General features: G+C 58.9%; 16 protein-coding genes. 6 read left to right on the top strand and 10 right to left on the bottom strand.

The window, feature by feature from the left end:
* The first annotated feature begins 148 nt into the window (after positions 1-148).
* Entirely contained in the window at positions 149-790 is a 642-nt protein-coding gene (locus BN1241_RS03420; protein ID WP_077138257.1) for a type II toxin-antitoxin system PemK/MazF family toxin, read from the top strand.
* Between the two features lie 159 nt (positions 791-949).
* Complete coding sequence (rpsT, locus tag BN1241_RS03415) at positions 950-1,216, top strand: 30S ribosomal protein S20 (RefSeq protein WP_054952295.1); 267 nt, start codon at positions 950-952, stop codon at positions 1,214-1,216.
* Positions 1,217-1,396: 180 nt separating this feature from the next.
* Here the strand turns inward: rpsT and holA are convergent, their stop codons facing one another.
* The 3 genes from holA to BN1241_RS03400 form a co-directional block, all read right to left on the bottom strand.
* Entirely contained in the window at positions 1,397-2,404 is a 1,008-nt protein-coding gene (gene holA, locus BN1241_RS03410) for a DNA polymerase III subunit delta (RefSeq protein ID WP_054952294.1), read from the bottom strand.
* Between the two features lie 92 nt (positions 2,405-2,496).
* On the bottom strand, positions 2,497-4,677 hold the full coding sequence (locus BN1241_RS03405; RefSeq protein ID WP_054952293.1) for a ComEC/Rec2 family competence protein: 2,181 nt from the start codon (positions 4,675-4,677) through the stop codon (positions 2,497-2,499).
* Positions 4,674-5,525 carry a ComEA family DNA-binding protein gene (locus tag BN1241_RS03400; RefSeq protein WP_054952292.1) on the bottom strand — a complete coding sequence of 284 codons (852 nt, stop codon included), beginning with the start codon at positions 5,523-5,525 and terminating at the stop codon, positions 4,674-4,676. The genes BN1241_RS03405 and BN1241_RS03400 overlap by 4 nt, the downstream gene beginning before the upstream one ends.
* A 105-nt stretch (positions 5,526-5,630) precedes the next feature.
* Here BN1241_RS03400 and BN1241_RS03395 point away from each other — a divergent pair, with 105 nt between their 5' ends.
* Positions 5,631-7,550 carry a helicase HerA-like domain-containing protein gene (locus BN1241_RS03395; RefSeq protein WP_054952291.1) on the top strand — a complete coding sequence of 640 codons (1,920 nt, stop codon included), beginning with the start codon at positions 5,631-5,633 and terminating at the stop codon, positions 7,548-7,550.
* Positions 7,551-7,660: 110 nt separating this feature from the next.
* On the opposite strand, the gene BN1241_RS03390 is transcribed toward BN1241_RS03395, so the two are convergent.
* Both BN1241_RS03390 and leuS read right to left on the bottom strand, forming a co-directional pair.
* Positions 7,661-8,620 carry an aldose 1-epimerase gene (locus BN1241_RS03390; RefSeq protein WP_054952290.1) on the bottom strand — a complete coding sequence of 320 codons (960 nt, stop codon included), beginning with the start codon at positions 8,618-8,620 and terminating at the stop codon, positions 7,661-7,663.
* A gap of 9 nt (positions 8,621-8,629) precedes the next feature.
* Positions 8,630-11,500, bottom strand: coding sequence for a leucine--tRNA ligase (leuS, locus tag BN1241_RS03385; RefSeq protein ID WP_054952289.1), 2,871 nt, complete (start codon positions 11,498-11,500; stop codon positions 8,630-8,632).
* 96 nt (positions 11,501-11,596) lie between these two features.
* Between leuS and BN1241_RS03380 the strand changes: the two genes are divergently transcribed.
* Positions 11,597-12,034, top strand: coding sequence for an HIT family protein (locus BN1241_RS03380; RefSeq protein WP_054952288.1), 438 nt, complete (start codon positions 11,597-11,599; stop codon positions 12,032-12,034).
* 315 nt (positions 12,035-12,349) lie between these two features.
* On the opposite strand, the gene BN1241_RS03370 is transcribed toward BN1241_RS03380, so the two are convergent.
* Positions 12,350-12,994: a vitamin K epoxide reductase family protein gene (locus BN1241_RS03370; RefSeq protein ID WP_054952286.1), complete on the bottom strand. Its 645-nt coding sequence runs from the start codon at positions 12,992-12,994 to the stop codon at positions 12,350-12,352.
* Positions 12,995-13,395: 401 nt separating this feature from the next.
* Here BN1241_RS03370 and BN1241_RS03365 point away from each other — a divergent pair, with 401 nt between their 5' ends.
* Positions 13,396-14,334 (top strand): glutathione S-transferase family protein, encoded by a 939-nt coding sequence (locus tag BN1241_RS03365; protein ID WP_230198249.1) that lies wholly within the window; start codon positions 13,396-13,398, stop codon positions 14,332-14,334.
* A complete protein-coding gene (locus tag BN1241_RS03360; RefSeq protein ID WP_054952284.1) occupies positions 14,327-14,578 on the top strand; it encodes a thioredoxin family protein in 252 nt (83 codons plus the stop codon). Before BN1241_RS03365 ends, BN1241_RS03360 begins: the two co-directional genes overlap by 8 nt.
* Positions 14,579-14,719: 141 nt before the next feature.
* Here the strand turns inward: BN1241_RS03360 and BN1241_RS03355 are convergent, their stop codons facing one another.
* From BN1241_RS03355 to BN1241_RS03335, 4 genes are all read right to left on the bottom strand, one after another.
* Positions 14,720-15,469 carry a hypothetical protein gene (locus BN1241_RS03355; RefSeq protein WP_054952283.1) on the bottom strand — a complete coding sequence of 250 codons (750 nt, stop codon included), beginning with the start codon at positions 15,467-15,469 and terminating at the stop codon, positions 14,720-14,722.
* 219 nt (positions 15,470-15,688) lie between these two features.
* Complete coding sequence (locus tag BN1241_RS03350) at positions 15,689-16,228, bottom strand: hypothetical protein (RefSeq protein WP_054952282.1); 540 nt, start codon at positions 16,226-16,228, stop codon at positions 15,689-15,691.
* A gap of 402 nt (positions 16,229-16,630) precedes the next feature.
* Entirely contained in the window at positions 16,631-17,395 is a 765-nt protein-coding gene (locus BN1241_RS03340) for an HAD-IIB family hydrolase (protein WP_054952280.1), read from the bottom strand.
* Positions 17,392-17,877, bottom strand: a complete 486-nt coding sequence (locus BN1241_RS03335) for a hypothetical protein (RefSeq protein WP_054952279.1) — start codon at positions 17,875-17,877, stop codon at positions 17,392-17,394. The genes BN1241_RS03340 and BN1241_RS03335 overlap by 4 nt, the downstream gene beginning before the upstream one ends.
* Positions 17,878-18,183 lie beyond the last annotated feature (306 nt).

Raw genomic sequence — 18,183 nt, 5'->3', positions numbered from 1 at the left:
ATCGGGCTCCGGTCCTGTGCGGGGACAGTGCTTTTAACTTACCCACCTCACCAAAGCACTGACATTATTCACGGAGTCACGGCTACCTCGGCCACGTTGGGCGAGCGAAAGTCTGAAAACCTGGAAAGAATCGCATTAAGGTGGGGCCGTGAGTTTCCTTAATAGAGCATTGAATGTAGCCAAGTCAGCACTGCGCTCCCCGCAGGCGCGCAGGCTCGCACGCCAAGTCACCGACGAGCTGACAAAAGACTCGAAGCAGAAGTCAGCACCCCGCTCAGGTTCGCCATCCCGCCCCGCAAACAAGGCTAGGCACGCGACCCCTCAGCCTTCACGTTCGGGTGGTGGCATGCCGGGCCCGTACGATCAGGCGATCGTTTACTCCTTTACCGAGTTTGGTGCCCCCAATTTCACCTACGAGCCTGCTGACGATGGGGATGCTGATCCTGGTGAGGTTGTGTGGACATGGGTACCGTACGAGGACGACCCCACCCAGGGTAAGGATCGTCCCGTCCTCGTGGTGGCACGCATTGGCGAATGCGTGGTCTTTGCTCAGATGACATCGAAGGATCACGTCGACGGCCCGGGATCATTCAGGTACGAGGATCATCTGGGCCGGCACTGGATGGACATGGGTTCCGGCAACTGGGACCCCGAGGGCAGACCTTCCGAAGTTCGCATCGATCGGCTACTTCTGGCTCACAAGAATTCGATTCGCCGCGAAGGCGGCAAGCTCGATAAGACGAGGTTCACACAGATTACGTCCGCTATTAATTCGATTCACGGCAAGTAACTGGTAACCTTTTAAATCGGACTTGCTATCTGGTCGATAGCTGAGTCGTAGCCACCGACCACACCACAGGGTGCCCCACGCCCTCGTCCCGGTCATGGCGGAGCCCTCACTGACCGTGTAATCATTCGCATCCGCGAAGTCGACGAAAGAATTGAGATCGTGGCAAATATTAAGTCGCAAAAGAAGCGTAACCTGACCAACGAGAAGGCTCGCGTACGCAACCAGGCCGTCAAGGCCGAGCTGAAGACCTACGTCCGCAAGGTTCGTACTCTCGCTGCCGAGGGCAACAAGGATGAGGCTACCTCTGCTCTTGCTGCTGCTAGCCGCAAGCTCGACAAGGCTGTCTCCAAGGGTGTAATCCACCGCAACCAGGCAGCTAACCGCAAGTCGAAGCTTGCCAAGGCCGTCGCAAAGATCGATGCCTAAGAGTAAATCATGTGGGAATGGCGGCACGATGTGCCGCCATTTTCTTATGCTCATTCCCTCACCTTCCCCCGAACCGGTCCCGCGAGAGACTTGCGCCGGGTCCAATCCCCGGTCTTCCTGATATTGACAGCGCTGTCTCGTTCGGGTCGGCAGATCCGGCGCTAAATCTTGAGATCAGAGCTAGAGCCTGCGGGCGGCAGTAACAACCCGGATGCACTTCTCCAGGGAATAGGTCGCGTCGCGTGCTTCTCCACGGAAGCCCTTCACGTCGGCATCGGCTTGTGCGATGGCGGTGATGGCGCGGGCTAGCGCGGCATCTGACCAGAACCGGAGGGCTTTCTTGGCGCGGTCCATTTGCCAGGGAGCCATCGACAGTTTGACGTCTCGCCCATCCCTCCCCATCGTTGCCGAAACCTTGGCCATGTCCCGGAACTTGTATGCGAGTGCGGAGACGATAGCAACTTCATGAGTGCCGGTCGATAGTGCGTGCCGCATCTGTTGCAGGGCAAAAGCCAGGTTTCCTTCCACCACGGCATCTGCAACCGCATATCCGGTCGCCTCGATTCGCCCACCGTAGTAGGTGTTGACGTGCGCCACGGTGATCGTGCCACTAGTGTCATCGATCAGTTGGCGCAGTGCCGAAGTGAGTTCACGAATGTCACTTCCGAGACCGTCCACGAGCATGCGAAGGGCATCTTCCGCCACGGTGCGACCTGCTCGCTTCGCATCCGCTTTCAGCAGCGCAATCTTGTCGGAATCGTATTTGAGTTCGGGGATATCGACGACGGGGAAACCCGATTTTTCGATGAGCTTGTCGAGCTTTACGCCTCGAGCGGCGCTACGTGACTTCATGGAACGAATGGCGATGAGAGTGAGCTCGGGGCCCGGGTGAGCAACCAGCTCCATGGCATCGTCAAGGAACGCATCGGTCATCGATTCTAGGCCGGTAATGATCCCGAGCTTTGCGCCGCCAAACAGCGATGGGCTGGCTAGGACTGCCAGTTCACCGGGAGGGTAGTCTCCCGCATCGAGCTTTACAATTTCGATCTCAGGGTCGGCTTGGCGAGCTTGCCCGATGAGCCTGTCGCGTGCCCGATCGCTAAGTGCCTCTTCTTTCGACTTAATGAGAACAACGGGTGCGAGTTCAACCGTGTCCCATCCGGGTCCACTTTTCTTTGCCTGCGCCATTCCGCCATTATCCCATGCGAGACCGCCCGGAGACGATCCGCAGGTCAAAATCCGCAGGGGGTGACGCGCTACAATCCTGGGCCGCGCGAATCCTATTTCGTGTCATCAATTTTGAGGAAGATGTGCCCTCCCTCGGTTGTACGTATCTCTCCGTAGGTGGCGTAAAGGTCGATGGTGGCAGGTGCCGGGTGACCGTAGCTGTTCTCACCGTAGGAGAGGATGGCGAGGTGAGCACCCAGTGCTCGTGCAAATTCGGGGTCCTGAGCGGGTGAACCATGGTGCGGTACCAGCACGATATCGGAGGCGATGTCTGCTCGAGCAAGTCGGGACTGTGTCATGAGTTCGATGTCGCCCGGGATGAGGAGGGTCTGTCCTAGATCAACCCTGACGACAAGTGATTGGTCGTTCTCACATGAGCTACTCGTGCAGTTGCGTTCCCGCTCCGGCCACAGGATCTCAATCCCGTCCGGCGATTCACCTGCCTTGACCTCACGAACGTGAACATCGTCCCAGCGTGGAAGCTGGGATCCAATTCCGGGACCTACCCACACTTCCCGTGTTCCACTAGCAATCACCAGGTCCGCCTCCCCTGCATGATCGTCGTGAAGGTGGGTGAGGATGAGGATGTCCACACGTGCACCTGACGCCTCCAAACAGTCCTCCAGTCCCTCCCCCTTCATCCCCGTATCCACAAGGTAGGTCGTTTCTCGGTGACGAAACAGTGTTGCCGCTCCCTGCCCCACATCGCACGCCACGATGTCCCAGTCGGGGGTCGACGATGGGAGGAAGCGCATCGACATGGCACCCAAGCCGGCGGTTGCGACGACATATGCGGTGCGCCGGTGATAGGTCAGGAGCCAAGCAAGAAGAAGGACAATGAGATAGATCAGGATGACCAGCTCACCAGGAAGTCCAGAGCCTGGCCACGAGGCCAGCTCGCCAGCCACAATGTCGATCCATGACACGCACCGCGCCGCCAGCCACGCCAGGAACGGACCAAGGAGCGGGAATGGGGCACAAATGAGTGCCGCGAGTGCAAACACTGTCCCGGCGGGAACCACGGGAGCCACCAGAGCATTGGCAAGGGCAGACCAAAGAGACGCCGTGTCGCTGAGCATGAGGATGATCGGTGCGCATGCGAGATGAGCAACGATGGGGACCGCCAGGAGGTTCGCTCCCGGGACCGTGAACACGGGAGCAAGCAGTGCCGTGACTTGGCGGGTCCAGGTAATGATGGCGGCGGTGGAGACGACCGACAGAATGAATCCGTAGGCAAGGGCGAGGTACGGATCCGTGGCCAGAAGCACGACGATTGAGACTCCGAGTGCCGGTAATGCACTCGACGGTCTGCGCATCCAGACTCCCGCAAGAACAACGACGCCCATGACCCCCGCCCGCATGACAGAAGGCTGCGCCCCCGTGGCGAGAATGAGTGCACCCAGAACACCGGCGGCACCAAGCACGGCAAGGAATCGATGCTTTCTGCCGATCAGGTTGAGAACAATGGAGCAGATCATCGACACGTGTGCTCCCGAGACCGCTGTCAGGTGCGTGAGGTTCACGGCCGCGAGCGCATCCCCATGTATCTCTGGGATCTCGGAGTCATCACCGATTGCGAGTCCCGGAACAAGACCGCGCACCTGCGGTAACTCTCCCGATAGGTGCCTCATCATGGCATCTGCTCGCATCGCAATCCACCGTGATACAGGCCCCGCCTCCTTCAGGAGAACGGGCTCAGCCAATACTGTTGCCCAGGCGGCTGTTTGAGATCCCCGATCGGTTGGTTCGAGGCGCACGAGGACTGAAACGGTTTCTTGGAGGTTGAGTTCTCGAAGGCTCTCCTTTCCAACGAGCATGACTGTCGAGTATCCCGTTGATATCTCGCCCCTGCCTTCGACCTCGTCAACGCTCATTGTCACGAGCACTTTGTCCCGAGCGGGATTCGGGTAGGACTCGACCGTTCCCCGTACCGTGACGACAGCCTTGGCTTGGATGAGTGATGGGAGGGTGCCCTGCTTCGCCTGATAGTCGTGGGCGGCTGTCACTCCGGAGGCGAGAAGAACCGCAGCGACGATGACGAGAAGGGTTGGGGTCCAATACTTGATCTGCTTACCTCGACCGAAATGGCGCCGCACGAGATACGTGCAGAAAAGGGTTCCACCGATGGTGACGGCAATGGTGATGATGGGCCCGGCTCCAAGCAGGAGACTCCCGATTGTTGCGATCCACCATGCCCCGGCTGCGAGCAGGATGCGCAGGTCGCCGTGGCTCATACCGTGACGAGGGCTTCGAGGTTGGCGAAGGTAGCCGGACCAATCCCCGATACTTCCATGAGTTCCTCAACGGTCGTGAATCCCCCGTTTGCCTCGCGCCAGTCAACGATGCGGCCAGCGATCGCGGGACCAACCCCGGGTAGTGTCATGAGTTCTGCAACTGTCGCCGTATTGAGGTTGATCGGCCCTGCCGGGGCTGATTCGGTTCCGGATCCGGTTCCTTCACTTGAACCCGAGCTTGGTGCAGCTTGCTCACGGGGCGGATCACCCGGTGCTGGGACGAGAATGTGCTCGCCATCAACCAGGGTGCGTGCGAGGTTGAGAGCATCGGGATCCGCGTCAGCTGTCATTCCTCCCGCGGCTTCGATGGCAACAATCAGGCGTGCATCCGGAGCCAATTCGATAACACCTGGATTCGCTACGTGTCCCGATACGTAAACCGTGATTAGTGAACCAGCTTCTGGCTCACTTGGTGATTGAACGGGAACACTGTGTTCCTCTGGGGTCGAGGCTCCCCCTGATTGGTCCATTTCCTCACTGCCGAGCCATCCGCCTTCAGCCTCTCCACCGGTCGTGGCGTGGTCACGATCCCCGCCTCCTGCGGTCTCATTACTTTCTTGCGTAATTGTTTCTGGCTCGTTGCCGGGTAGTGCCATAACTTCAACGGGACGCGACAGTGTCCACGCAACAACAACCCCGCACAGGAGGGAAAACACGAGAATGATGAGGATCGCGGTGCGCGGGTCGTAGGCAAAGCGGAGGCTCCGCTCATCACGCTCCGGCGGGGCCATCACATCCTCACCCGTACCCACCCGGTACGCGACCCTCATGAGTTCTTTCGCTTTCATCCACCAAGAATCACCCCGCCAGCCACCCTCACCACCGGGAGGAGTTCGTGAGGTGCATGATCGTTCACCTCACATCCTGGGGACGCTCACCCTATCCTTGATTCTATGGATCAAGCAGAGATTGCACGGCTCAAGGCTCAAGCAGCCCAAGCAAAAGCCGAAGCGGCACGAGCGGAAGCAGAAGCCGCACAGGCAGCGTTGGATGCGGCGCTCGCCGCAGCATCAGCCACCAACCCCACCGATACTGGCAGCCCCGAACCAGTAGCATCTGAGAGTCTTCCAGAGCCAGACTCCGTTACTGCTGCAGCCAATTTACCGGTGGGTGACGGTGCGATGAGTGAGGCTGAGCAGGGAGATGATTCTGTTCCAGATCCGCAGGCCGATACTTCTCCAACAACACCGAAACCGTCCGATGGAACGGCACCTGTAGGTGCGGATGGTGCGCAGTTGTCTGACTATGCGCGAATCGTGCAGGAGGGTTACAGCCTCGAGGGTGCCATGCAGATTGGTGTGCTGATCGAGAATGAGGAGCCGGTCCCCTCCGTTCCAATCACCCTACCGCTCGCAATGATGAATAGGCACGGCCTGGTCGCAGGCGCCACCGGTACCGGCAAGACCCGCACGCTCCAACTTCTCGCCGAGGGGCTCTCGGCCAATGGCGTTCCCGTCTTCCTCACCGACATCAAGGGTGACCTCACCGGGCTTGCCGAAGAAGGCGGTTCCAACGAGGGCCTGCTTGCTCGCTGCAGGGAGCAGGGTCAGGATTGGGTGGCCGGCTCCTTCCCAACCGAGCTCTTCTCCCTCGGTGGTCGAGGCACTGGGATCCCGATTCGCACGAGTGTCACAGAGTTTGGTCCCCTACTCTTCGCACGTGTTCTTGATTTGAATGACACGCAGGAGTCCGCCCTGTCGCTGATCTTCCACTGGGCTGATGAGCAGGGACTGACCCTTGTCGATCTTGAAGATTTACGTTCCGTCGTCAACTTCCTCACCGACCAGGGGAAGGATGAGCTGAAGAACCTAGGTGGCATCGCTCCCGCAACAGCCGGAGTGATTCTCCGCGAAATCGCGGTCCTCCAGTCCGAGGGAGGAGATGTCTTCTTTGGTGAACCGGCCTTTGATCCGGTGAACTTCTTCCGAGTCGAGAACAACACGGGCATTATCTCCACTCTCGAACTACCCGAGCTTTCACAGAACCCTCGGCTCTTCTCCACCTTCATCATGTGGCTCCTGGCAGAACTCTTTGAGATCCTGCCCGAGGTGGGTGACGTGGATAAGCCCAAGCTCGTGTTCTTCTTTGATGAAGCACATCTGCTCTTCAAAAACGCGACCAAGGCGTTCCTTGATGCCGTCGTGCAGACCGTTCGCCTCATCCGGTCCAAGGGAGTTGGCATCTTCTTTGTCACCCAGACACCGAAGGATGTACCCGACGATGTGCTTGCACAGCTCGGTTCAAAGGTGCAGCACGCCCTGCGTGCCCATACGCCCAACGATCAGAAGGCGCTCCGTGCCACGGTCAAGACCTTCCCCAACTCACCGTTGGATTTGGAGGAGGTCCTGCCCAACCTCGGTACGGGTGAAGCCCTCGTGACCGTACTCGACAGGAAGGGACGTCCCTCCCCCGTGGCTCCCACCAGGCTGTGGGCACCTGCCGCAAACATGGGCCCCGCCTCCGAGCAAAGCATTGCCAAAATCCTCTCAAGTTCGGCTTTTGTCGGCCAGTACGACGAGGTTGTTGATCCAGTCTCCGCATCGGAAATGCTGAACACTCGCATTGCCGAACAGCAGGCCGCAGCCGAACAAGCAGAAATTGAGGCCGCCGAAGAGAAGGCCCGCGAAGCGCGAGCGAAGGCAGCCGAGAAAGAAGCCGAGCGGCTACGGAAGGAAGCAGAAAAGACCCAACAGCGCGAGCGTCAGCAAACCTCCCGCCGAAAGGACTCGGTCATGGACACGTTCCTCAAGTCCGGTGCACGCACCCTCGGCCGCGAAATCTCGCGCACCTTTTTCGGCACCCGCAGGCGATAGTCCGCCCATTCTGTTCAGTTGATTAAATGAGAGGTGGCCGCCGGCAAATGCGGACGGCCACTCACAACCAGGGTCGATGCCTGCTCGGCATCACAACTAGGTTTGTTAACTTAGGTGAAAGACACGGTGGCGGTCATGGCTCGTGACTTCCCCGGAGCGAGCGCCATGAGTGCTTTCGCATCCGCCCTGTTCACCGCGTCGGGAATGTGGGAGTAGGGTTCGAGCGCGATCGCTTCCCGGTACCCCCGTTTCAAGCCTTCCCCGGTCCACACGACGATATACGGTGCTTCACCCGGTTCCTGGCTGAGGGAGATTTCGTGGTTAGACTTTGGCTCAATAATGCTCGTGCGCACCACTCCCTCGTCGTTCGGAACCAGACCCGTGTAGATCGAATCGAACTGCTGATCACCGATCCTGTCCACGACCACGGGAGCATGAATTCCTGAGTAGGCTGCTTCTCCCGGTTGCGGAATGAGATCCTGTGTCGTGGCGATCGCGGTTCGTGCCGGGACCGTTAGGGACAGGTTGGTGATCTTCGGGTTATTCGGGAACTGGAACAGCGGGTGCCAGCCAAGACCAGCCGGGGCCGTTTCGGGGCTGAGGTTAGTTAGTTTCAGCGTGATCGACAGGTTGGATACTCCCGGCCCACCCGAACCGAGGGCATAGACAACGTCGAGCGCGAACGACCACGGCCACACGTCATCACCGAGGTGTTCGGCGCGAAGTTGGAGTGTGGACCTGGTGGAGATCGCCTCAAACTCGAGCTTGTCGATGAATCCGTGTCGCGCATGCCCGTCACTCTGCGTGGGAAGGGACGTGGTCCTACCTCCCCACGTGAATGTGCCGTTCTTGATTCGCCCCGGGTAGGGGGCGAGGATCCGGCTGCGCGATCCCTGACCGTCACGAAGCTCCTCGGGGCTAACGAATCCTGCGATGACCGAGTGTCCGGTTCCGGGGTCCCAGTCGAGCAGTGTCGCACCCCGTGCGGCAATGGTTGCGCTCGCACCATCGTGTTCGAGTCGCCACGCATTACCACCGAAATCCACTTCCGTGATGGTTGGGTGATCCATGCAGTCTCCTTAGGGAACGATGTTGATGAGCTGGGGTGCGCGCACGATAATCTTGCGAGGCTCCCCTTCAAGGTACTGCTGAATCTTGGGCAGTGAGAGTGCTTTCGCAGTCAAGTCATCATCTGAGATATCGGTGGCGACTTCGATGCGGTCACGGACCTTACCCTTAACCTGCACAACGCACGTGACCGTGTCTTCGACCAGCAGTGCCTCGTCAGCCTCGGGGAAGGGCGCGTACACAACCGACGTGTCGTGTCCGAGCTTCGCCCACAGCTCTTCGGCGATGTGCGGGGCGACCGGACCGGTCATGGCCACCAGTTGCTCTGCGACAGAACGCGGGACGGAAGTAAGTCCGGTCAGGTGGTTGTTGAGCACGATGAGCTTCGCAATCGCCGTGTTGGGTCGCATCGCCTCGTATTCGGTGCGCACATCGTGAGCCGTGCGTGCCGCGAGGCGTGCCGTCTCTTCCGTCGGAGCATCATCGGTCACGATGACTTCCCCGGTCTCCTCGGAAACGATGTTGCGCCACAGGCGCTGCAGGAAGCGCTGCGCACCAACAACCGCGCGTGGCTCCCAGACACGGGACTGCTCGATCGGGCCCATCGACATTTCGTACACGCGGAAGGTGTCCGCACCGTATTCGGCACTGATTTCTTCCGGGGTGACGGTGTTCTTCAGGGATTTGCCCATCTTCCCGTATTCACGGTTGACTCGCTCACCCTTGTAGTAGAAGACTTCTTCGCCACCTTCTTCCACGGTTTCAATCTCGTCGGCGGGCACGTATTGGCCGCGAGAATCCGTGTATGCGTATGCCTCGATCATGCCCTGGTTGAAGAGCTTGTGGAACGGCTCCGACGAGGAGATGAGACCGAGGTCGAAGAGGATCTTGTGCCAGAAACGGGCATACAGCAGGTGGAGAACGGCGTGTTCGACACCGCCCACGTACAGGTCGGCACCGCCCGAGGTATTGCCAGCCTCGGGGCGGGGCCCCATCCAGTACTGCTCGTTCTCGGGCGAAACGAACGCACTGTCGTTATTCGGATCGAGGTAGCGCAGTTCGTACCAGCAGGAACCTGCCCAGTTCGGCATCGTGTTCGTATCCCGGTAATAGGTCTTCTCCCCATCACCCAGGTCGAGAGTGACCTTCACCCAGTCGGTGAGCCTGCCGAGCGGCGGCTCCGGCTCGGAATCAGCATCATCAGGATCGTAGGACCGCGGCGAATAGTCCGGTGTTTCGGGCAATTCGACTGGCAGCATCGTCTCGGGCAGAGCGTGTGCACCGCCCTCTTCGTCATAGACGATGGGGAACGGTTCACCCCAATAGCGCTGGCGAGAGAACAGCCAGTCACGCAGACGGTACGTCGTATTCGCGCGTCCGGAACCGGTCTTCTCCAGCCATTCAACGATGGTGTTGGTTGCCTGTTCCTTATCGAGACCGTTGAGGGAGACGTCCTCGTTCGCAGAGTTCTGCACAACGCCATCACCGGTGTAAGGGGCACCGCCCTCGAAATCCTCCGGCGGTGTAATGGTCAGGATAATGGGCAGCTCAAAAGCAGTCGCAAACTCGTAGTCGCGCTGATCGTGGGCCGGGACCGCCATGATCGCACCCGTTCCGTACCCCATGAGAACGTAATCTGCCGTGAAGACAGGGATTTGGGTGCCGTTGACCGGGTTGGTGGCGAAGATGCCGGTGAAGACACCGGTCTTCTCCCGCTCGTCATTTGTCCGGTCCATATCGCCCAGGGCCGCGGCCTTACGCCGGTAGTCAGCTACTGCGCCCCGCGGGCCTGGTGCACCACCCGTCCAGGAATCCTTCGTACCCTCGGGCCACGACGTGGGTACGGCTTCACCGTCGAGCATCGGATGCTCCGGGGAAACAACCATGAAGGTCGCGCCAAACAGAGTATCGGGACGGGTCGTGAAGACTTCGAGGCCGTGGTCACGGTCGTTGCCGTGCGCCTGGAACGTCACGGACGCGCCCTGGCTCTTCCCGATCCAGTTGCGCTGCATGGTCACGACCTTGTCGGGCCAGTCCACGGTATCCAGGTCGGCGGCGAGACGGTCCGCGTAGGAGGTAATCCTCATCATCCACTGGCGCAGCTGACGCCGGAATACCGGGTAGTTGCCGCGTTCGGAGCGTCCCTCGTTCGTCACTTCCTCGTTGGCAAGCACAGTGCCGAGTCCCGGGCACCAGTTGACCGGGGCGTAGGAAATGTAGGCGAGGCGGTGCTCGTCGAGGATAGCGGAGCGTTCGCTCGTGCTCAGTTCGCTCCAGGGCTGACCGGTCGGTGTCGCACGTGTCCCGTTCTCAAACTCCGCGATGAGGTCAGAAATGGGGCGGGCACGACCCTTGGTTCCGGCGACCCGTCCTTCCGCTTCCTCGTCGTAGTAGGAATTGTAGATCTGCAGGAAGATCCATTGCGTCCACCGCACGTAGTCAATATCGGTGGTCGCAAAAGAGCGGCGTTGGTCGTGGCCGAGCCCGATCTGGCACAGCTGACGCTTCATGTTTTCAATGTTTTGCTCGGTCGTGATCCGAGGGTGCTGGCCGGTCTGCACCGCATACTGTTCTGCCGGCAAACCAAATGCGTCGAAGCCCATCGTATGCAACACGGACTTGCCGAGCATGCGCTGAAAGCGACCCACAACATCCGTCGCGATGTAGCCAAACGGGTGGCCGACGTGGAGGCCCTTGCCCGAGGGGTAGGGGAACATGTCAAGAAGATAGAACTTCTCCGAAGATACCGAACCTGCAAGATCTCCCTCTGGGTTCGGCACGTGATAGGTACCTTCTTCCTCCCAGCGGTCCTGCCAGCGACGTTCAATGTCACCGGCGAGCTCTGCCGTATACCGATATGGGTGCTCGGTTTTTTCGGACATGATTCTCCCTTCGTTTCCTCACAACTTTAGCCTAGGCCCCTCCCCGATCCACTCATCAGCCCACGTGACGAGAGCGACGATCCTAGAATGGGGAATATGAGTATCTATACCAAGATTTTTGCTGGCGAGATTCCGGGTCGTTTCGTGTGGGCCGACGAGGTGTGCGTCGCAATTGCGACAATCGAACCCCATGCCGACGGGCACATCCTCGTCATCCCCCGGGCCGAGATCGACAAGTTCACCGACCTCGACGACGACACCGCCAATCACCTCTTCACGGTTGCGCGCCGGATCGGCAAGGTCCAAGAATCCGTGTTCGATGTGCCCCGTGCCGGCATGGTTATCGCCGGCTACGGAGTCCCCCACTGCCACCTCCACGTCATCCCGATGCGTAGCGAGAAGGAACTTTCCTTCGACGCGGCACGCAAGGACGAGCCACAAGACAGGATCGATTCCGCCATGACACGGCTACGAGAAGGCCTGATCGCCGTGGGTCACGCAGACCACGTCCCCGCCGCCATCGACTCACTCTAAGAATCGGCTCCCTCGAAGAGAAGTTCAGAGCTGACCAAGGTCGACCCTAGAAAGGTCGACCCCAGATATGAAAGGTGTCGCAACCTCCTCGGTTGCGGCACCACGTCTGTCTCCACCTTCAAGTCGGACTGCACTGCCTCCAAGAAAGACTGCGCCGGGACTTCAAGGATCGAAGCCCCGGCACTCATCACCACTCAGGTATGCCGTTCATGTATGACCGTTCAAGTCCGCGCCGTTCAGGCACGCACCATTCCGGCGTGCATCAGGATCTCGGTCTAGCTCGGTCCACTATGCCCCGCCGGTTGCGCTACCTGTCTACCAGCCGTAGATCCGTGCGAGGGTGTCGTAGAAGTAGAAAAGGCCAAATCCGAAAACGAGGGCAATCCAGATGACGATGATTGCCCAGCGATACTTCCAAATCGCACTGTCCTGACCGGTGAGGTTTGCGCGGACCTGTCCCACAGACTGGGTAATGAATGGGATGAGGGCGGCCCAGATGACCAGACACCAGGGGCACAGAGTACGAGCAACGATAAAGGAGGTGTATTGGAACCAGAAGAGCGCCAGCACGCTGACTGCCGCAGCCACCCCGACAAGGATCCACATGACTCGCGGCAGGGACTTCTTCACAATCAGGTAGGTGCCGAGCGCAAGCATGCTAAGGAATCCTGCGATACCCACATAGCTGTTGGAAACTCCGAGCAGGCTACCTTCCCACGAGTTGAGGAAGGTGGAGCAGGCAAGAAGTTCGTTGACGTCGCAGACGAGGCTGGCGGCTGGGTCCGCTTTCAGTTCGAGCTCGCCAAGGAGGAGTTGGATCGAGGCCACGAGCCCCAGGATCCCGGACACCATGAGAACGATGGAGAATTCTCGAGCCCCACGAGCAGCCACAGGTGACTTTTCCTGTTGCGCGAGATAGGCGTCAACTTCCTCATCCGTCATCTCGTCGAAATTGATCATTGTATTCCCAGCCAGTTAACCAACAGAGGCGTCACAGCCCCTCGTCAACAAGCGCAGTCAACTCATTGCCTCTTCAACCGAATGGCTACAACGGGTTTATCGTAGCAATAAGCAATCGGTACCGGTGACCATCCCACGAGCAACTCCCCAGGGCTCTTACAGGGAACCGGAGATGGTAGGGCTCCCATATCAGGGTGACCGACACGTAGCTGGATGGACCAGAGCATGAGTCTTGTTCACTTTCGGCTGGGAATATCGTACTTCCAAAACCTGTTGAACCAGGTAGAACACCAGTTTGGAGAGGAAGATATGTCACGGGAAGAACACAGCAAGGGTGGAGTCTACTCCGTACCGGGAAAGTCTTTTGAACCTCACGGTACATTACGACCCGGATCACCGCCTTGGGTGATGAGGGCTACCCGGTTGAATCCGGTCGCTACCGTCTCGTCGCCGCGCGGGCTTGCCCCTGGGCCAACCGCACACTCATCGTGCGCCGCCTCCTCGGACTCGAGGACGCGATCTCGGTGGGTCTGCCGGGCCCCACGCATGACGCTGACTCGTGGACCTTCGACCTCGACGAAGGCGGAGTCGATCCTGTTCTGCAAATCCCCCGCATCAAGGACGCCTACCTCAAGCGCGACCCCAACTCCCCCCACGGCATCACCGTCCCCGCGATCGTCGATACGAGAGATGGCGCGGTTGTGACAAATGACTTCGCTCAGATCACTCTCGACTTCTCGACGGAATGGAAAGAGTTTCATCGCGAGGGAGCTCCCGATCTCTACCCCGAGCACCTGAGGGACGAGATGGATCAGCTGATGCGCTACATCTACACCGAGATTAATAACGGTGTATACCGTTGCGGATTCGCAGGTAGCCAGGAAGCCTACAACGATGCCTTCCACCGACTCTTTGATGCCCTCGACACTATCTCAGAACGCCTCGAGACCCGCCGTTACCTCACGGGTGACCACATCACGGAAGCCGACGTACGACTCTTCACCACTCTTGTCCGTTTCGATGCGGTCTACCACGGTCACTTCAAAACCAACAGGCAGAAGCTGAGTGAGATGCCGGTCCTGTGGGCATACGCCAGGGACCTGTTCCAAACCCCCGGCTTTGGCGACACGGTCGACTTCGATCAGATCAAGAAGCACTACTACATCGTCCACAAGGACATTAACCCGACTCAGATCGTGCCGCTTGGGCCCGACAATTCCGTCTGGTTGTCCGAGCACGGACGTGGAGCGCTCGGCGGCTCACCCTTCGGCGAGGGCACCGCGCCCGGTCCTGTCCGCCCCGGTGAAGAGGTTCGCCCCGAAGGCCGGGCCGATGCCTAAGCTCGTGCTGTACACGACGGGCTTTTGCGCGCCGTGCAGATCTGCTCGTCAAGTCCTCGACTACGTCGGTCAAACGATTCCCTTCGAGCTGGAGGAAATCAATGCTTCCGAACATCCGGAGCGGGCCATGGCGGAGGGGATTACGTCCACTCCCACCCTGATCTCTGTCTCCGATGACGGGGAGCTTTGGCGGATTGAAGGAGTGCCGCGACTCAAGCAGCTAAGAGAGCTCCTCAGCACCTAGCGGGGACTGTGAGCGAACTGTTTAACGCCGTTGATGTTAAGAGTGATCACAGGATTGCGTGAACGGGTGTGAAGATGGGTGTGGCCGGGTCAAAACCCGGCCACACCCATCACTCATTCTGATCTGAGTAATCCCTCAGCTTTACTGCTGGTGGGGAGGCTGCTGATTGTTCTGCCAACCGCTTTCATGTGGGGTCTGCCCTGACACACCCGACTGTCCGGTGGCCCGCTGGTTCGGGAACTGATGACCGGGCTGGCCCTGGAAGTGTCCGGGGGCCTGCTGCTGGCTGGGGTTCTGGTACTGACCAGGCTGAGCCTGGAACTGGCCCGGTGCGGGCTGTCCATGGAGAGGCTGCTGAGCGTAGTTGCCGGGCTGGCCTTGCTGGCCTGGGTAGGGAGCGTTCTGTGTCGCCTGCATCTGTTCCTGCTTGAGGGCCGCTTCGAAGGGGCGAGCGTTCATGAAGAACAGGACGCCGCCGACGAGACCAATAATGTAGGCGATGATGGTGATCCACAGGCCAATTCCGTATCCAGCATCGAGGCCGTAATCCTTGAGCATGCCCATTTCTTCGCTGATCGAATTACCATCCGAGGTCTGGTAGACGAACATCATGAGCAGGATATTGATGATGCCGACGACACCGCCGACGATAGAGATGATGCCTGCGCGTGCCATCTGGCCAACGGTCGGCTTGAAGTATGCCGAGACCGGCCCGAGGAACAGCAGCAGGATGGAAACGATGATTAAAATTCCAGCCAGTGTCTGGCCGCCGCCACCGAATGCCGAGCTGAAGAGCGACTGCGTTTCACTCTGACCGTATGCGCTGGCCTGGATGAAGGGCAGTGCGCATCCGATAAGGACGAGGACAGCTGCGGCGCAGGTAATGATCATGCCTGGCAGGAGCCTGCCCCTTAGTTGGTGTGAGTTGGGCTGCTGTGGATTCTGGTAAGGATTGAACCCTGGTGCTGTATTCATAGGACAAAAGTACCTTGTAGATTTCTGTGAATTGGCGGTCCGGGCGGGGTAAGTCTCCCCAGCTACTCCCCCGGGTTCAGTTCAGGCGAGACTGAACCTGCTCCCTTGGATCTCAGCCGGAGGCCGGCTGGCTCCCTACCAGGGCTGGCCGTAGCGCTGTGCTGAAACGATCTTCTTCCGGTAGGAGGAGACGACAAGAAGCATGGTGATGGACAGGATGAAGACAACCGCGGTGGCGCCGACGATGACCCACTGACCAAGCCCCCAGCCCACCATGCCGCCCTCCTGGGTGAGTTCCCAGATGGTTGGACCGTTACTGATTTTTGCGAGGAATAAGTTCATGAGGGCCCCGCCGAGTCCGACGATCCCACCCAGGACCATGAGCACTCGGAAGAACACGCCTGCACCGCCGAGGGGCTGCGCATAGATCGACCATGCAGCAAGTAGGGCGAGGACAAGGCCGCCACCGGTGATCGCGGCATCCAGGACCAAATTGTCATTGAGGTCAATGAATTCCCAGTAGGTAACTGAGGAGGTGCTGTCTTCCAGGAATGACAGTGCGAAGAAAGCAACGGTGGCGATCGCAACAGCGATTGTTGTCAGGAGTGTCGTGACGAGAATGCCACTCTTGGAGGAGACGGGCGGGGTCTGGTAACCGGGTTGTGGATAGCTCATATCTTCACACTACGACGATCATTCCGCCGCGTCTGCTCACCCCACACAACTCCCCAGGGTGACACTCCCCCAATCTTTTCCAACACCCTGCACGAATCTCCTCACCGTCCCGCAAGAGAATCACTCTGTACCAGTGCAAAAGGTGCCTGCTCGGGACACGGGTGTGAATTACTCGGGACAGCTGTGTGAGAACCGGAGTACGGAACTGCCACGATTTTTCATGCGCGAGGATTTCCCCAATCTCGTGAGCAGCGAAAACCCACGGGACTAAGGCTGTAAAGAAAAGACGATCCTGAAAGAATGACGCCATTCCTTCTCGAGCGGGTACGTGTTCCCGGGAAAGCAATACCCCGGTGAGTTTTCACCGGGGTATCGGATATCGTTTGGATTTCGATCGAGTCTCTATCGTGCTGGAAAGACGGAGACGAGCTTTTCGACAAACTCTGCCGTTTCTTCCCAATCCTTCACGTGGACCGTCTTACAACCGAGGGCAACGACAGGGTAGTCATTGCCCCCCGGATCGAGGCGGTCACCGACGAAGATCATGTCATCAAACGCCACGCCCGTGTATTCGGACAGTCGGGTGATGCCGAAGGCCTTATCGACACCGGTTGCGGTGATGTCGATCGAGGTGGAGCCTCCGGAGCGAACTTCGAGCTCGGGCAGCTCATCTGCCACCGCTTCACGCAAAGCTTCCTTCTTGGACCCATCAGGATCCCAGGCTCGCTTTGCTTCGATAGGTGCGGACTGGCCAAGAGCCGAAAACGTGATTTGGGAACCGCGATCTTCGATCACATCACCCCACGTCTCGGTCTCCCAGTAACCCAGTTCCTTCGCACGTTCCGTGAGCGCAGCGATCGCGGAGTCACGTTCTTCTTCCGAGAGGTCGTGCGCGTACACCGTGGTCCACGCCTCCTCCTGGTATCGCAGGTAGCGCGTTCCGCAGGTGGGCATGAGGTGGAGGCGCTCAAGAACCTCTGTGTCAGCCTCAAGATGATCGAGAATCTGCCTTTCGAACTGGTCGACATTTCCCCCGGAGATGATGCACACATCTGCACGATTCAGGAGTTCCACCAGAGCGTTCGCCATCCGCTTTGGAAGCGGAGACTTTGAAGGCGCGAGTGTGTCGTCTAGATCAAAAGCAACGATTCGGTAATGGGAGCTCAATTGGAGTTCGAGTCAGCTTTCTTGTCTTGCTCGCCGAAGAACTCGAGCGAGATTCGGAGCAGGCCAAGCAGGACGAGGCCGATCGAAACACGGAAGGCAAAGTGGATGATCTCCGCGATGATCGTCATCGCGCCCGGGCCGTAATCCGAAGCGATGATAGAAATGAGGTCAAAGAGAGCGTAACCAGCGTAGATACCAAAAGCAATAATGCCCACGAGCATCAGGTTCTTGAGGAGCGACGATGTTGCCCTGCTAGCAAAGCTGGTCGAGAAGAGCGCACCGAACCCGCTGGACTGCTGGGGCCCGAATGAGGGCTGTCCGAAGCTCTGCTGCTGGCCGTAGGGAGCCTGCTGCTGGCCGTAACCGGGCTGGGGAGCCGAGTACGCGGACGGAGCGTATCCTTCTTGCGGATTCTGGTTCTGTTGGAAATTATTGTTCTGGCCGAAGTTCTGACCCTGCGGTCCATCTGGCTGTTGCGACATATTTGACTTCCTTTCACGTGTCTTCTCGAGCGTACCGGAATTTCCGAGACTTCTCGTTTCATCCGCTTATTCTTCCCGAAATGCTGTTGGCAAAACGAAAACCGTGTTGGGTAGTGGTCACCAGGGGAGGAATTTTCATCATCGCCATACCTTGAGTTATTTCCGCGCCTGGTGGCGATCAAACCGCAACCGTCATACTGGCCGTGCCTCACTCTCCCCAACCGAAGCATTTCACTGCCGCTCCCCTATTTTGATCGATTAGACCGCGCTGCTCGAACTCCGATCATTGCGCTGAGGCCTCCACGA

Origin of the sequence: Flaviflexus massiliensis (assembly GCF_001375495.1) — a bacterium.
GTDB lineage: Bacteria > Actinomycetota > Actinomycetes > Actinomycetales > Actinomycetaceae > Flaviflexus > Flaviflexus massiliensis.
This window is presented reverse-complemented; position numbering and strand designations above follow the sequence as displayed.

What these genes read in the sequence shown, in the direction of transcription:
- holA (WP_054952294.1), bottom strand. Translation starts at nt 2,404, where the DNA reads ATGGCGCAGGCAAAGAAAAGTGGACCCGGATGGGACACGGTTGAACTC.
- BN1241_RS03405 (WP_054952293.1), bottom strand. Translation starts at nt 4,677, where the DNA reads ATGAGCCACGGCGACCTGCGCATCCTGCTCGCAGCCGGGGCATGGTGG.
- BN1241_RS03400 (WP_054952292.1), bottom strand. Translation starts at nt 5,525, where the DNA reads ATGAAAGCGAAAGAACTCATGAGGGTCGCGTACCGGGTGGGTACGGGT.
- BN1241_RS03395 (WP_054952291.1), top strand. Translation starts at nt 5,631, where the DNA reads ATGGATCAAGCAGAGATTGCACGGCTCAAGGCTCAAGCAGCCCAAGCA.
- BN1241_RS03390 (WP_054952290.1), bottom strand. Translation starts at nt 8,620, where the DNA reads ATGGATCACCCAACCATCACGGAAGTGGATTTCGGTGGTAATGCGTGG.
- leuS (WP_054952289.1), bottom strand. Translation starts at nt 11,500, where the DNA reads ATGTCCGAAAAAACCGAGCACCCATATCGGTATACGGCAGAGCTCGCC.
- BN1241_RS03380 (WP_054952288.1), top strand. Translation starts at nt 11,597, where the DNA reads ATGAGTATCTATACCAAGATTTTTGCTGGCGAGATTCCGGGTCGTTTC.
- BN1241_RS03370 (WP_054952286.1), bottom strand. Translation starts at nt 12,994, where the DNA reads ATGATCAATTTCGACGAGATGACGGATGAGGAAGTTGACGCCTATCTC.
- BN1241_RS03360 (WP_054952284.1), top strand. Translation starts at nt 14,327, where the DNA reads ATGCCTAAGCTCGTGCTGTACACGACGGGCTTTTGCGCGCCGTGCAGA.
- BN1241_RS03355 (WP_054952283.1), bottom strand. Translation starts at nt 15,469, where the DNA reads ATGATCATTACCTGCGCCGCAGCTGTCCTCGTCCTTATCGGATGCGCA.
- BN1241_RS03350 (WP_054952282.1), bottom strand. Translation starts at nt 16,228, where the DNA reads ATGAGCTATCCACAACCCGGTTACCAGACCCCGCCCGTCTCCTCCAAG.
- BN1241_RS03335 (WP_054952279.1), bottom strand. Translation starts at nt 17,877, where the DNA reads ATGTCGCAACAGCCAGATGGACCGCAGGGTCAGAACTTCGGCCAGAAC.